The organism is Kribbella endophytica (assembly GCF_054781295.1).
In genome coordinates this window covers 1,637,107-1,651,073 of sequence record NZ_BAAGUR010000002.1, presented here as the reverse complement: position 1 = coordinate 1,651,073, position 13,967 = coordinate 1,637,107, and the positions used below count along the sequence as shown (strand labels likewise).

Sequence of the window (13,967 nt, the reverse complement as noted above, 5' to 3'; positions counted from 1 at the left end):
ATCCGGACACTTCAAGGGCAGTACGCCGGCCCGCTCACTCGCCGACGCCGATGGCGTCCACCGGTCGATGGCGCAGCACCCGGCGGGTGGGCAGCATGATCGAGAGCAGCCCGAGCAGCACCACTCCGCCCGCGGTGAGCGCGGTCGTCACCGGCGAGAACGCCGGGATCACCGTCGCCCCCTCGCTCAGCCCGACCGTGACGCCGACCATCGGCGGCAGGCACAGCAGCGCACTGACCACGAGCGCGACACCGATCACCACGGCCGCCTCGACCAGCATCATCCGGCGGACCTGCCGCTTGCCGATGCCGACCAGCCGGAGCAGCGCGAACTCCCGCCGCCGGGCCGTCGTACTCATCACCAGGCTGTTGGCGACGTTGATCGCGACGTACCCGAAGAGCGCGGCGAGCAGGATCAGATTCGTCCACCGGTTGAGGTCCAGGCCGACCTGCTGCGCCTCCGCCATCGTCTGGCGATCCGCGAGCTCCACCCCGACGTCACCCGCGAACCGCTGGGTGAGAGCCGAAGCCAATGCGCTCGCGTCGACGCCGGAATCGGCCCGGACGAGCACCGAGTCGTCCAGCCGGGTGGACAGGTGGTCAAGCAGTACGTCGCGCGGCAGAGTCACGTCACCGAAGCCCATGCCATTGTGATAAATCGCCACCACCTCAGGCGTCAGCCGCGTACCGTCCCCGAGGAACACCTCCACCTGACGCCCCAGCCCGGTCCGGGTCTGCTGCGCCGCGGACTCGCTCAGCGCGACGGTCCCCGGCCCCTCGAGCCGTTCGAGGTCGCCTTTGCGAACATCCAGGTCGAGCGTGCTCGCCAGATCCGTCGCATCCACGCCCTGCGCCGGGAAGCCGAGGACGGACTGCGCCGAATCGTCACCGAGGTCGGTGTACCTGATCGTCGCGGGCCCCCTGGTCACCGCCGTCGCAGTCCGTACGCCGGGCACTGCGCGGATCTCGTCGACCAGGTCGGGCGAGAGTCCGGCGCCCGAGCCGGCCACCACGACATCGGCCACCACGCCCTGGTCGGCCTGCCGGCCGGCCTCCTTCACCTGCGCGGCACCGACCGAGACCTGGACGATCATGATCGTGATCGCCAGCACGAGCGGTACGACGGCAGCGGCGACCCGACGTGAGTTCTGGGTGAGATTGGCCGCGGCCAGGTAGCCCGACGCACCGCCGGAACGCCGCAGGACCGGACCGACGAACGTGAGTGCGCCCTGAACGATGCGCGGCCCGAGCAGCGCCACGGCGATCACCAGGACGAGCGACGACGTCGCCGCGACGATCGTGCCGACCTCACCGGCGACGACAACCGGGACCGCGCACATCACCAGGCCGCCGGCCAGGAGGCCGAGCCCGATCAGCGTCCGGACCGGGCCGAGCTGCGGCGTCTCCACGCTCGACTCCCCCAGCGCCTCGACCGGGCGGATCTTGACCGCGCGGCGAGCCGACATCCAGCCGGCCAGCTGGGCCGTCAACACCGACAGCAGCACCGCGACCAGAATCGGGACGGGCAGCAACGAGAGGCCGTAGTCGGCCGGGATCACGCCGATCCTCACGAAGGCCGCACGCAGCAACCACACGAGTCCGTAGCCGAGCAGAGCACCGGGCAGCGATGCGGCAAGCGCCACGATCAGGATCTCGGCACCGATCATCCGGTGCACCTGCCGGGGCGTCGCGGCGACCGCGCGGAGCAGCGCGAGCTCACGCCGCCGCTGCTGGATCGACAACCCGAGCGTGCCGGCCACCACGAACATCGCGACGATCGTCGCGATGCCACCGAACGAGCCCGCCACCACCATCAGCAGGCCGGAAGCAGCCGAGGAGTCCTGGAACTCCAGCTTGCCCCGGTCGTCGCCGGTTGCCGTGGTCACCGAGTCGCCCAGGCGCTGCTCGATCGCGTCGGCCAGGTCCGCCCGGTCGACGCCCGGCGCGGCCAGCACGCCCACGGCGTAGAGGTGGTCGGGCTTGCCGGACAGTTGCCTGGCCACCTCGTCGGTGAACAGGACCACCGGTTCCCGGAAGGAACCGCTCGGCGGGTCGACGATGCCCGTCAGCCGGTACGACGCCGGCCGCGACCCCACCGCGACTCTGATCTGGTCACCGATCGCGTAGCCGCCGGCCGCCGCGGCGTCGCGGTCGAGCGCGACGTCGTACCGGCCGGTGGGCAGCGCGCCGTCCCGGACAGACAAGGGGCCGAAGGCAACGGAACTGCGGCCGTGGCCGGACGGCGTACCGCCCTCCTCGCCGCGGACCAGAGCGCCGGACTTGCCGGCTAAGTTGAGGCGGAACGAGTAGTCAGGCACGGCCTGGGCGACGCCGGGGACGGCCGCGATCTCGGCGAGCCGGTTCGCGTCCAGCGGGACGTGGTCGCCGAAGTCGCTGTCGGGCGATTCGGCGACGGCGAGCTTCTGGTTGGCCGCGACGACCACCGACGCGCCGGCGTACCGCTCGGGACTGATGCCGGCGAGTAGGCCGGACTGCAGCAGGAAGCCGCACGCGGACAGCAGCGCGGCACCGCAGAACAGGGCGATGAAGGCGCCGGCGAAACCGGGCCAGCGGGACTTGACCGTGCTCCAGGCGAAGGTGACCACGATCACCACTCCCCGAGGTGGGTCAGGTGCGCGGCGACGGTGTCGGCGGTCGGGTCGGTGAGCTCGCCGGCCAGCCTGCCGTCGGCCAGGAACACCACCCGATCGGCCCACGACGCCGCGATCGGGTCGTGCGTCACCATCAGGATCGTCTGGCCGAGCGAGTCGACCAGCGAACGCATCAGCTGCAGCACCTGCTTGCCGGTTCGCGAGTCGAGCGCTCCGGTCGGCTCGTCGGCGAACACCGCCTCCGGCCGGGTGATCAGCGCCCGCGCGATCGCGACCCGCTGCTGCTGACCACCGGACAGTTCGCTGGGCCGGTGCGTCAGCCGGTCGGTCAGGCCGACCTCCTGGACGACCTGGGTCAGCCACGCCTCGTCCACCGGTACGTCGGAGAAGCGCAGCGGCAAGGTGATGTTGTCGCGGACCGACAGCGACGGGATCAGGTTGTAGGCCTGGAAGACGAACCCGATCCGGGTCCGGCGCTGCACGGTCAACTGCTTCTCGTCGAGCCGGGTCAGCTCGGTGTCGCCGAGCCAAACGGTGCCGGACGTCGGCTGGTCGAGGCCGGCGGCGCAGTGCAGGAACGTGCTCTTGCCCGAGCCCGACGGTCCCATCACCGCCGTGAAACTCCCCCGCCGCAGGCCGAGCGAGACGCCGTCGAGCGCCTGCACCCGGGTCGTCCCGGTCTGGTAGGTCTTCGTCACCGAGTCCAGCGTGACCGCGTACGCCGGGGCGTCCGCGACCAGGACGGCGGTGCCGCCGGTCTGCCTGTCGCGCCCTCTGCGTGCCTTGAACATGTGACCAACCTTCCGAACCGTGCGAGACGTACCAGGACGCCTCTCACGCTAGAAAGATCGGGCCGCGAACACAGTCCAGCCAGAACCCGGCTTCGGGGTGCAGCCAGCTCTACCACCGGGTCTTTCGGTGGCCCTCAGTTCGGGCCGACGAACCAGTCCCGGCACTCGTCGAGCCCGGTGATCTCGACCTTCGGGCGCTCGACGGCCTGCCAGTCCGCGCGGCTGAGCCGGAGACGGTCCGAGACGATGGGCTCGCCGTTCAGGACATCGCGCGAGATCCCGTCCGGCTGGTAGCCGAGCTTGCGGGAGACGCCCTGGGAGCCGGTGTTGTCCTCGAAGACCTCCGTGCGCGCCGCCACGGCCTCCAACCCCTCGAAGGCGAGGTGCAGCAAAGCGGTCCGCGCCTCGGTCCCGTACCCGTGCCGCTGATGCTCGAGGCCCAGCCACGACCAGGTCTTCACCTCGCGCAGTACACGGAACTCGCTGCCCATCAGTCCGACCAGACCCAGCGGGGTGCCGTCACGGAAGACCCCGAGCTCCAGATCCCACTCGTCCGGAGTCCACGACCCGAGGTGACTCCAGTGCTGCTGCATCACGCGCCGCGCCCGCTCGAGCGGCTCGTCGGGCCACGCCATCAGGAACGGATGCTCCCCCGGCCGGCTGATCCCACCGGCGGCCACCTCGGCGATCGCCGCCAGTTCCTCGTCGCTCGGAGGACGCAGCACGAGCCGCTCGGTCGTCAGCCGAAGATTCCGCAAAGGCCAGATGGTGGTCAGCACGCCCGTCATCCTGCGCGGAGTGCGTCACCTGCGCAAACAATTTTGAGCAGGCTCAACAGTTCAGAGCAGGCCGGCGTGGTCCAGAGCCAGGTACGCCGCGTCGGTGCCGGTCATGGCACCGGGGGTGCGGAGTTCTCGGCGGAGCTCGTCGACGGTGAGCTCGATGGGGACGATGTCCTCGAAGTCGTCGAGTGCCTGGGTGCTCGTCGGGCGGCAGTCGCGGGCGACGGCAACGAACTTCGGGTACGTCGAGGAGGCGGCGGACCACATCCAGCCGACCACCTCGATCGAGCCGCACGTATAGCCGGTCTCTTCCTGCAGTTCACGCCGACCGGCGTCGGCGGGGTCCTCGCCTGGGTCGATCAACCCACCAGGGAGATTCGTGACGACCTGGTCGGGACCGGCGCGAAAGAGGCGGATGGCAACGACCCGCCCGTCGGGCGTCAACGGCAGCACGGTGATCCCGCCTGTCACACCGGCAGTTTGGCGAGGACCGAAGACGTCCCAGTCGGCTTCCCGGCCGTCGGGCAACCGGTACCGGCGAACGTTCACGGTCAGGAAGCCGTCGTAGACGTTCTTCTCGTCCAGAAGCTCCCACGCCGCGGGGTCCCCCGGCCGAGGAGGGAGCGGGGCCGAGCCCGGCGAAGCCGAGCCGGAGGCCGGCGCCACGCCGCCCGGACCGACGTCCGCCGCCGGAACATCTCCGGCGGCGGACGGGGTCGGGTGCTGCTCGCTCACAGCGGCTTGGTGTCTTCCGGGTCCTCGGGCGGCGCGATCGGGGCGTCGTCGTCGCCGGCGTCGTCCGTGCTGCTCTCGTACGTGCCGCCGTTGACCGTCTCCGCACCTTCGGTGTGGGCCGACGGCTCGGACGGTGCGGTGTCGGGCCGCGACTCGGACAGGATCCGGGCCAGGGTCTCCTCCGAGATGCGCTTGAACTTGCGGACCTGGGTGCGGGTCCGGTCCAGGATGGCGACCTCGATCTGGTCCGGCTCCAGCTGGCGGACCTCGCTGGAGTCGTGCCCGAGCGCGTCCACGGCGAGCCGCAGGGCGCCGGCCAGCGAGATGCCGTCGGAGTAGTGCTCGCCGACGTACTCGGCGACCTGCTCGGCCGGACCACCCATCACGGCGTACCCCCGGACGTCGGCGATCGAGCCGTCGTAGGTGAGCCGGTAGATCTGGTCCTCGGCGGACGTGGTGCCGACCTCGGCGACCAGGATCTCCACCTCGAGCGGCTTCTCACCGCCGGAGGAGAAGATCGCGCCGAGCGTCTGCGCGTACGCGTTGGCCAGCGCGCGGCCGGTGACGTCGCGGCGGTCGTAGGAGTACCCGCGCATGTCGGCCAGGCGCACGCCGGCGATCCGCAGGTTCTCGAACTCGTTGTACCGCCCGACGGCCGCGAAGGCCATCCGGTCGTAGATCTCGGCCACCTTGTGCAGGGCGGGCGACCGGTTCTCGGCCACGAACAGGATGCCGTCGGCGTACTGCAGCGCGATCGCGCTGCGGCCCTTGGCGATGCCCTTGCGGGCGAAGTCCGCCCGGTCCCGCATCAGCTGCTCGGGTGAGACGTAGAACGGAGTGCTCATCGTGATCCTCTACTCGTCGACCGGGCTCAGGAGAGCGGAGCGGCGGGGCCGTCGGGACGCTGCAGCCGGGCACCGACCACGGTGTCGACGATCTCGCCGACCTCCGCCTCGGGCAGCCGCTGGTAGCCGTCGGCCGTGACCACGCCGATCACCGGGAAGATCCGCCGGGCCATGTCCGGCCCACCGGTCGCGGAGTCGTCGTCGGCCGCGTCGTACAGCGCCTGGATGGTCGCCGTGACGCACTCGGTCGCCGTCATGCCCTCCCGGTAGAGCTTCTTCAGCGAGCCGCGGGCGAACAGCGAGCCCGAGCCGACGCTGTGGAAGGCCTGCTCCTCGTACCGGCCACCGGTCGGGTCGTAGGAGAAGATCCGCCCGCCGGAGATGTCGTGGTCGTAGCCCGCGAACAGCGGGACGACGGCCAGGCCCTGCATCGCCATCGGCAGGTTGCCGCGGATCAGCGCGCTGAGCCGGTTCGCCTTGCCGTCGAGCGACAGTGTGGTGCCCTCGAGCTTCTCGTAGTGCTCGAGCTCGACCTGGAACAGCCGCACCATCTCGATCGCGAGGCCCGCCGAGCCAGCGATGCCCACGCACGAGTACTCGTCGGCGGGGAACACCTTCTCGATGTCACGCTGGGCGATGATGTTGCCCATCGTGGCGCGCCGGTCGCCGGCCATCACGACACCACCGTCGAAGGTGGCCGCGACGATCGTCGTACCGTGCGGGACGTCTTTGGACAGGTCACCTGTCCCCAGGGACCGCCGTCCGGGCAGCAGGTCGGGCGCGTGCCCGGCCAGGAAGTCCATGAACGACGAGCCACCTGGGGTCAGGAAGGCTTCCGGCAACCGGCCGGAGGCATCGAATGTCATCTAGCGGTTCACTCCCCACCCTTTTGCACGAAGCCGCGGACGAATTCCTCCGCGTTCTCCTCGAGCACCTCGTCGATCTCGTCGAGGATCGAGTCGACGTCCTCGTCGAGCCGTTCCTTGCGCTCGGCGACGTCCTCCGACGCCTCGACCTGCTCGACCTCTTCCTCGGTGGTCGAACGCTTGGGCTGCTTGTGCTGCTGCCCACCGCCGTCTTTCGCCATGGCACACCTCCTAGAACCGCGTCGGAAAGCCGCCCAACCGACCTTCCTACGACGACCCTACCCGCCTGCGCCCCCAGTAATGGTGCGAACCAGGTCACTCGCGGTGTCGCACTGATCGAGAAGCGCTCCGACGTGCGCTTTCGTGCCGCGCAAGGGATCCAGGGTCGGGATCCGCTGGAGCGACTCCTTGCCCGGAAGATCGAAGATCACCGAGTCCCACGACGCCGCCGCGACCTGCCCGGCGTACTGCTGCATGCAGCGGCCGCGGAAGTACGCGCGCGTGTCCGTCGGCGGGTGCGAGACGGCCATCCGGATCTCCTCGTCGGTGACGAGGCGCTGCATCCGGCCGGCCTTGACGAGCTTGAAGTACAGACCCTTGTCCGGACGTAGATCGGCGTACTGCAGGTCGACCAGGGCGAGCTTGGAGTCGTCCCAGGCCAGGTCGTCGCGGTCGCGGTACGACTGCAGCAGCTTGAGCTTGGCGACCCAGTCGAGCTGGTCGGCCAGCCGCATCGGGTCGATCGCGAGCTGGTCGAGCACCTGCTCCCAGCGGTACAGCACGTCCTTGGTCTGCCGGTCCGCGTCGTCGCCGTACTTGTCCTCGACGTACTTGCGGGCCTGCTCCAGGTACTCCGTCTGCAGCTGGACGGCGGTCAGCTTGCGACCGTCCTTGAGCGTCATCAGGTGCGTGCAGGTCGGGTCGTGGCTGATCTCGTGCAGCGCGGTCACCGGGCGGTCGACGCTGAGGTCGTCGGTCAGCCAGCCGTCCTCGATCATCGACAGCACCAGCGACGTCGTCCCGACCTTCAGGTACGTCGAGATCTCGGACAGGTTCGCGTCGCCGATGATCACGTGCAGCCGCCGGTACCGGTCCGGGTTCGCGTGCGGCTCGTCGCGGGTGTTGATGATCGGCCGCTTCAGCGTCGTCTCCAGGCCGACCTCGACCTCGAAGTAGTCGGCCCGCTGGCTGATCTGGAAGCCGTGCCCGGCGCCGTCCTGGCCGATCCCGACGCGGCCCGCGCCGGTGACCACCTGACGGCTCACGAAGAACGGCGTCAGGTGCCGCACGATCGACGCGAACGGCGTCGACCGGCGCATCAGGTAGTTCTCGTGCGACCCGTACGACGCGCCCTTGTTGTCGGTGTTGTTCTTGTAGAGGTTCAGCGGCGGCGCCCCCGGGATCTGGCGGGCCTGCCGCGCGCCCTCCATGATCACCAGCTCGCCCGCCTTGTCCCACACCACGACGTCGCGCGGGTTGGTGCACTCCGGCGCGGAGTACTCCGGGTGGGCGTGGTCGACGTACAGCCGGGCGCCGTTGGTGAGGATGACGTTGGCCAGGCCGGTCTCCTCGTCGGTGAGCTGGCTGGAGTCGGCCACCTCCCGGCTCAGGTCGAAGCCGCGCGCGTCCCGCAGCGGGTGCTCCTCGTCGAAGTCCCACCGTGTCTTGCGCGCCAACGGCTGCGTCTGCGCGTAGCCGTTCACCACCTGGCTCGAGGTCAGCATCGGGTTGGCCCCGGGCTGTCCTGGCACCGAGATCCCGAACTCGGTCTCGGTCCCCATGATCCGCCGCACACTCATGTTCACGAGCCTACGCGGTTCAGCCGACCAAAGCCGCCGTACGAGCCGGTGCTCGCGTCACTCGGGTCCGTGAACGGCCGCTTCCAGCAGGATGTCGAGCACTTCCTGCGACGTGTTCAGCCGGCTGATCTCGGCCGCGACGCGGGCTCGTTCGGCCTGCAGCCCGTTGACCATGCCGGGGCAGCTGGACAGTACCGGCCGGGCGGGATCGCCGTGCACGCACTGCAACAGGCCGGCGATCGTCGCGGTCGGGAGGCCCGCGGCCAGCAGGTTCTTGATGTGGCCGACGACGGCGGGCGCCTGGTCGTCGTACTGGCGATAGCCGTTGGTGGTGCGATCCGACTCGAGCAGGCCCTGCTGTTCGTAGTACCGGATCATCCTGCGGCTCACGCCGGTCCGGCTCGACAGTTCACCGATCAGCATCTGGGCCCCTCTCGTCTTGACCTTCACACCGGTGTCACGGCCTACGGTCCTGATGACAGATGACAACACGGGTGAGGGAGCAGACATGCCGGGCGTTGTGGTGATCGGGGCGGGACCGGGGATCGGGCAGGCGGTCGGACGCCGGTTCGCGCGGGAGGGACTGCCGGTGGCGTTGATCTCCCGGCGGCTGGTTGACGTGGAAGGCGTGCTGGCCTTGGCCGCTGACAGCACCGACGAAACCGCGTTGACGTCCGCGCTGGACAAGGTTGTTGCCGAGCACGGGACGCCTGACGTGGTGGTTTACAACGCAGCGAAGATCGCAGCAGACCGGATCGGCGACCTGTCGTTGCGCGAGCACCAGGAAGCCTGGGCGGTCAACGTCGGCGGTGCGATCACCGCGGCCGCGCAGCTCGCTCCGGCGATGGTCGCGAACGGTGGCGGCTCGTTCCTGATCACCGGTGGGATGCCGGAGACCAAGCCCGACTACGCGAGCCTCTCGCTCGGCAAGGCCGGGGTCAGGGCGCTGGTGAGCCTGCTGGACCAGACGTACGGCGCAGGAGGTCTCCACGCCGCCACAGTGACCGTCTACGGCTCTGTCGCACCCGGTACGGCGTTCGACCCGGATGCCATCGCCGACGAGTACTGGGCGCTCCACGCGCAGCCGCGGGACGAGTGGATCCACGAACTGGACTACACCGGCGCCGTGTGAGGATGCGGGCATGGACGAACTCGTTGCCCTGGTGGACGCCGACGGCGTGGTCTGCGGGACCGCGCCGCGGTCGGTGATGCGTCGCGACAACCTGCGGCACTCCGCGACCGGCGTACTGGTCCGCAACGCGGCCGGTGACGTCTATGTGCACCGCCGTACGCCGACCAAGGACGTCTACCCGGCCCGCTACGACTTCATGGCCGGCGGGGTCGTCGCGGCCGGCGAGGACCCGTACGACGCGGTGGTGCGCGAGCTGGCCGAGGAGCTCGGGATCAGTGGGGTCGAGCTGGAGAAGCTGCCCGAGGGTGACTACGCCGACGACTTCACCAACTACCGCGCCTACCTCTACGCGTGCCGCTGGGACGGACCGGTCCAGCACCAGCCGGAGGAGGTCGACTGGGGAGCCTGGATGCCGCTGCCCGAGCTGATCGCCCGGCTGGACGACCCGGCGTGGCCCTTCGTCCCGGACACGACCGCACTGCTCGGCGACTACCTGCGGACGTTGTAGGCAACCTTTTCCGGGCCGGGCGGTCATTAGCCGGTGTGAAGATCATCCTGACCGACGAGACGGAGTACTCGATGGCGGCCGGGCCACCTGGCGACAGCACGCTCTGGGACCGGCTGCGCGACGGCGACCGGGAAGCGCTCGGCCTGCTGTTCGACCGGTACGCCGACGACGTGCACGCGTTCGCCTTCCGGCGTACGGCGTCGTGGGCGGCCGCTGAGGACGTGGTGCAGACGACGTTCCTCAGCACCTGGCGACGCTTCGAACGGAATCCACCTGGCCCGCTGACAGCGCCGTCGGCCCGCGGCTGGCTGCTGGTCGTCGCCGCGAACGAATGCCGGACGCTGCACCGCACAGCCCGCCGGCTCCGCGGCCTGGTCGAGCGGCTGCCCGATCCGCTGAACCAGCCGGACCACGCGGCCTCCGTCGCCAAGCGACTCGACGACGAGCGCCAGATGTCCGCCGTACGCCGTGCGCTCGCCAAGCTCCCCCGCCACGAGCAGGAGACGCTCGAGCTCGTCGTCTGGGCAGGCCTCACCATCGCCGAGACCGCAGCAGCCCTCGGCGTCCCCGAAGGCACCGTGAAGGCCCGCCTCCACCGCACCCGCCGCCGCTTCCCCGACCTGCTCTCCCGGGTCGCCCTGAACGAGGAGCTCTCGTGAACACCCAGCTCGAACCCCCGAAGGTCCCGCCGCTCACCCCTGACCGCCGTACCCAGCTGCGCAACCGCGTGCTCGACCAGGCCGCGCGAACCGACCAGCCGCAGACACGCCGCCGCTGGGTCGCTCCAGCTGTGGCTGTGACAGCCGTCGGCGCGGTCGTCGCCGGCAGCGTCGCGGTCGCCGGCCGGACGGACGAGGTACTGCCTGCTCCGCAGGTCGCAGCCTCCCCCAGTCCGACGATCGACAAGACCAAGATCGTGAAGGTGGCGAAGGACTACTTGCCGAAGGTCGACCTGGGCCCGGTCAGTGCGGCTGAGGCCGCACGCGCCGCCGACGCCTGCAAGCTGCCCGGCGCGACGAAGATCGACGCACTCTGGAGCCGTCGGGTGGCCATCCCGGGGACCACCGGCCCCAAGTCCGGAGTGGTGGTGCTGACGAAGAGCACTCCCGGCCAGCCTGGCGGGACGTACGACCTCGGCATCTTCACCTGCTTCGCCGGTGGCGCCGGTGCGGCCGTTCACGACACGGAGTGGAAGAAGCAGCCGTCGCCGAGCAATCCGGCCATCGCCCTCAGCGGCATGGGACAGGTCGGCGGCTCCGGCGATGAGAAGTCGGCCTACGCGAGCTACGAGAACATCTTTCGGGTCCACCCGCGAATCGCCCGGATCGAGTCCCGCTACGTCTGGGCCAAGGGCCAGGGCAAGTGGACCCAGGGCGTGGTCGCCGGCGGGTTCGCTTACACGCACAGCACCGCGCTCATCCCGCCCGGTCAATACCAGCCCAAGCCGGACGGCAAGAGCGACCTCGACCAGCAGTACCGCGCGTACGACGCCGCCGGCAAGCCGGTCCCGATCAACCCCTAGCCGCTCGCGTCGGCCACCACCCAAGTAGTCCCCACCGAAGCCCCGTCCTCCCCTGGAGAGGCGGGGCTTCGCGTACGCCGTACAGATCAGCGGTTGGTGAACCGAGCAACCGCACGAGCCAGGTTGACACCAACCAACCCACCCCAGCAGATGATCACCGCGATCGTGCCTTCCTGGTTGGCCGCGATCGCGGTGATCGGGATGCCGGCCACCACCGACACGATCGCCAGCGCGAGCCCACCGGGGTCGTTCTCGCCCTTGCCGGACGCGGGCCGCGACTGATGAACGGGCGGCTGCGGCGCCTGCCCGTACCGGGCGACGGTCTGCTGCTCGAGCTTGTCCAGGAACCCGTCGATGATCTCGGGTTCGTACTCCGCCCCCAGATCCTGCCGCGCCGCCACCGCTGCCCGCAGGTCCTTGCGCATCTCGTCCGTCGCCATACGCCGACGGTACGGCGGCCGACCCCGACCGGGAATCGGGGGAAACCCCTGTCCACCCCTTGCGACGACCAGGGGCTCAGGTAGTGCCAGGTCCCTTGCGCCAGAACCGGAACGGTGCAGGTCCCCCACAATGGCGAACCGCCCCGGAACCCACTGGGCTTCGAGGCGGTTCGCGCAACGCTTCCTACAGGTACTGACCGGTGTTCGTGGCCGTGTCGATCGATCGGCCCGGCTCGGTGCCCTGCTTGCCGGAGATGAGCGTGCGGATGTAGACGATCCGCTCGCCCTTCTTGCCGGAGATGCGGGCCCAGTCGTCCGGGTTGGTCGTGTTCGGCAGGTCCTCGTTCTCCTTGAACTCGTCGACGCAGGCCTGCAGCAGGTGCTGCACGCGCAGACCCTTCTGCTGGTCGTCGAGGAACGCCTTGATGGCCATCTTCTTGGCCCGGTCGACGATGTTCTGGATCATCGCGCCGGAGTTGAAGTCCTTGAAGTACAGGACCTCCTTGTCACCGTTGGCGTAGGTGACTTCCAGGAACCGGTTCTCGTCGGCCTCGGTGTACATCCGCTCGACCGTGCGCTGGATCATCCCGCTCACGCACTCGCCCCGGTCGCCGCCGAACTCGCTCAGGTCCTCGGGGTGCAGCGGCAGCGTGGTGGTCAGGTACTTCGAGAAGATGTCCCGGGCCGCCTCGGCGTCCGGACGCTCGATCTTGATCTTCACGTCCAGCCGGCCCGGCCGCAGGATCGCCGGGTCGATCATGTCCTCACGGTTCGAGGCGCCGATGACCAGCACGTTCTCGAGGCCCTCGACGCCGTCGATCTCGCTCAGCAGCTGCGGGACGATGGTGTTCTCCACGTCGGAGGACACCCCCGATCCACGGGTGCGGAACAGCGAGTCCATCTCGTCGAAGAACACGATCACGGGCATGCCCTCGGAGGCCTTCTCGCGAGCACGCTGGAAGACCAGGCGGATGTGCCGCTCGGTCTCACCGACGTACTTGTTGAGCAGCTCGGGACCCTTGATGTTGAGGAAGAACGACCTGCCCTCGACACCGGTCCGCTCGGCCACCTTCTTGGCCAACGAGTTCGCGACCGCCTTGGCGATCAGCGTCTTGCCGCAGCCGGGCGGGCCGTACAGCAGTACGCCCTTCGGCGGCTTGAGCTCGTGCTCCAGGAACAGGTCCTTGTGCAGGTACGGCATCTCGACCGCGTCCCGGATCTGCTCGATCTGGCCGAACAGGCCGCCGATCTGCGTGTAGTCGATGTCCGGGACCTCTTCGAGCACCAGCTCCTCGACCTCGGACTTCGGGATCTTCTCGTACACGTAGCCGGAGCGGGGCTCCAGCAGCAGGGAGTCGCCGGCCCGCAACGGCTGGTCGAGCAGCGGCGACGCGAGCCGGACGATCCGTTCCTCGTCGGCCTGCGCGATCACCAGCGCCCGCTCGCCGTCGGCCAGCAGCTCCTTCAGCATCACCACGTCGCCGACGACCTCGAAGTCGCAGGCCTCGACCACGTTCAGCGCCTCGTTCAGCATCAGTTCCTGGCCGAGCTTGAGCGCGTCCAGGTCAACCGACGGGCTCGCCGCGACCCGGAGCTTACGGCCTCCGGTGAACACGTCCAGCGTGTCGTCGTCGTTGCGGCCGAGGAAGGTCCCGAAACCGGACGGCGGTTGCGCCAGCCGGTCGACCTCCTCCTTCAAAGCGATGATCTTCTCTCGGGCCTCGCGCAGCGTGTCCGCCAACCGCTCGTTCTGCGCGGTCACGCTCGCCAAGGACGCCTGGGTTTCGGACAGCCTGCTCTCGAGCGACCGGCTGTCAGCCGGGTGCTCCAGCAACCGACGCCGCAACGCTGCGACCTCGGCCTCCAGGTAACGGACCTGGTTACGCAGCTCTGCCGCGGTAGGACTCTCGTCTCCAGCCACGATCATCACCTCACC

15 protein-coding genes are annotated in these 13,967 nt (G+C 69.5%); 4 read left to right on the top strand and 11 right to left on the bottom strand.

Going from position 1 to position 13,967, the window contains the following annotated elements; all coding sequences use genetic code 11:
* Positions 1-34: 34 nt before the first annotated feature.
* The 9 genes from ACYVIO_RS26220 to ACYVIO_RS26180 all read right to left on the bottom strand — a co-directional run bounded on the left by ACYVIO_RS26220 (position 35) and on the right by ACYVIO_RS26180 (position 8,852).
* The gene (locus tag ACYVIO_RS26220) at positions 35-2,611 is read right to left on the bottom strand and encodes an ABC transporter permease (RefSeq protein ID WP_460653530.1); all 2,577 of its coding nucleotides are present in this window, start codon (positions 2,609-2,611) and stop codon (positions 35-37) included.
* Entirely contained in the window at positions 2,608-3,402 is a 795-nt protein-coding gene (locus tag ACYVIO_RS26215; protein WP_460653529.1) for an ABC transporter ATP-binding protein, read from the bottom strand. Before ACYVIO_RS26215 ends, ACYVIO_RS26220 begins: the two co-directional genes overlap by 4 nt.
* 134 nt (positions 3,403-3,536) lie before the next feature.
* Positions 3,537-4,181, bottom strand: a complete 645-nt coding sequence (locus ACYVIO_RS26210; RefSeq protein ID WP_460653528.1) for a GNAT family N-acetyltransferase — start codon at positions 4,179-4,181, stop codon at positions 3,537-3,539.
* A gap of 60 nt (positions 4,182-4,241) precedes the next feature.
* The gene (locus ACYVIO_RS26205) at positions 4,242-4,919 is read right to left on the bottom strand and encodes an NUDIX hydrolase (protein ID WP_460653527.1); all 678 of its coding nucleotides are present in this window, start codon (positions 4,917-4,919) and stop codon (positions 4,242-4,244) included.
* Positions 4,916-5,764, bottom strand: a complete 849-nt coding sequence (gene prcA, locus ACYVIO_RS26200; RefSeq protein WP_460653526.1) for a proteasome subunit alpha — start codon at positions 5,762-5,764, stop codon at positions 4,916-4,918. The genes ACYVIO_RS26205 and prcA overlap by 4 nt, the downstream gene beginning before the upstream one ends.
* Positions 5,765-5,790: 26 nt before the next feature.
* Positions 5,791-6,630, bottom strand: a complete 840-nt coding sequence (prcB, locus tag ACYVIO_RS26195; protein WP_460653525.1) for a proteasome subunit beta — start codon at positions 6,628-6,630, stop codon at positions 5,791-5,793.
* Positions 6,631-6,638: 8 nt separating this feature from the next.
* Positions 6,639-6,851, bottom strand: coding sequence for a ubiquitin-like protein Pup (locus tag ACYVIO_RS26190; protein WP_184794695.1), 213 nt, complete (start codon positions 6,849-6,851; stop codon positions 6,639-6,641).
* A gap of 57 nt (positions 6,852-6,908) precedes the next feature.
* Complete coding sequence (gene dop, locus ACYVIO_RS26185; RefSeq protein ID WP_460653524.1) at positions 6,909-8,429, bottom strand: depupylase/deamidase Dop; 1,521 nt, start codon at positions 8,427-8,429, stop codon at positions 6,909-6,911.
* A gap of 57 nt (positions 8,430-8,486) precedes the next feature.
* Complete coding sequence (locus ACYVIO_RS26180; RefSeq protein ID WP_460653523.1) at positions 8,487-8,852, bottom strand: MerR family transcriptional regulator; 366 nt, start codon at positions 8,850-8,852, stop codon at positions 8,487-8,489.
* Between the two features lie 85 nt (positions 8,853-8,937).
* On the opposite strand from ACYVIO_RS26180, the gene ACYVIO_RS26175 reads away from it, so the two are divergent.
* Genes ACYVIO_RS26175 through ACYVIO_RS26160 form a run of 4 tightly spaced genes read left to right on the top strand, consistent with a single transcriptional unit; the run spans position 8,938 to position 11,591 of the window.
* A complete protein-coding gene (locus ACYVIO_RS26175; RefSeq protein WP_460653522.1) occupies positions 8,938-9,561 on the top strand; it encodes an SDR family NAD(P)-dependent oxidoreductase in 624 nt (207 codons plus the stop codon).
* A gap of 10 nt (positions 9,562-9,571) precedes the next feature.
* A complete protein-coding gene (locus ACYVIO_RS26170) occupies positions 9,572-10,069 on the top strand; it encodes an NUDIX hydrolase (RefSeq protein WP_460653521.1) in 498 nt (165 codons plus the stop codon).
* A 35-nt stretch (positions 10,070-10,104) separates the two neighbouring features.
* Complete coding sequence (locus ACYVIO_RS26165) at positions 10,105-10,728, top strand: RNA polymerase sigma factor (RefSeq protein ID WP_460653520.1); 624 nt, start codon at positions 10,105-10,107, stop codon at positions 10,726-10,728.
* A complete protein-coding gene (locus ACYVIO_RS26160; RefSeq protein WP_460653519.1) occupies positions 10,725-11,591 on the top strand; it encodes a hypothetical protein in 867 nt (288 codons plus the stop codon). Before ACYVIO_RS26165 ends, ACYVIO_RS26160 begins: the two co-directional genes overlap by 4 nt.
* Positions 11,592-11,677: 86 nt before the next feature.
* On the opposite strand, the gene ACYVIO_RS26155 is transcribed toward ACYVIO_RS26160, so the two are convergent.
* The gene (locus ACYVIO_RS26155) at positions 11,678-12,031 is read right to left on the bottom strand and encodes a hypothetical protein (RefSeq protein ID WP_460653518.1); all 354 of its coding nucleotides are present in this window, start codon (positions 12,029-12,031) and stop codon (positions 11,678-11,680) included.
* 184 nt (positions 12,032-12,215) lie between these two features.
* On the bottom strand, positions 12,216-13,958 hold the full coding sequence (arc, locus tag ACYVIO_RS26150) for a proteasome ATPase (protein WP_184794688.1): 1,743 nt from the start codon (positions 13,956-13,958) through the stop codon (positions 12,216-12,218).
* Positions 13,959-13,967 lie beyond the last annotated feature (9 nt).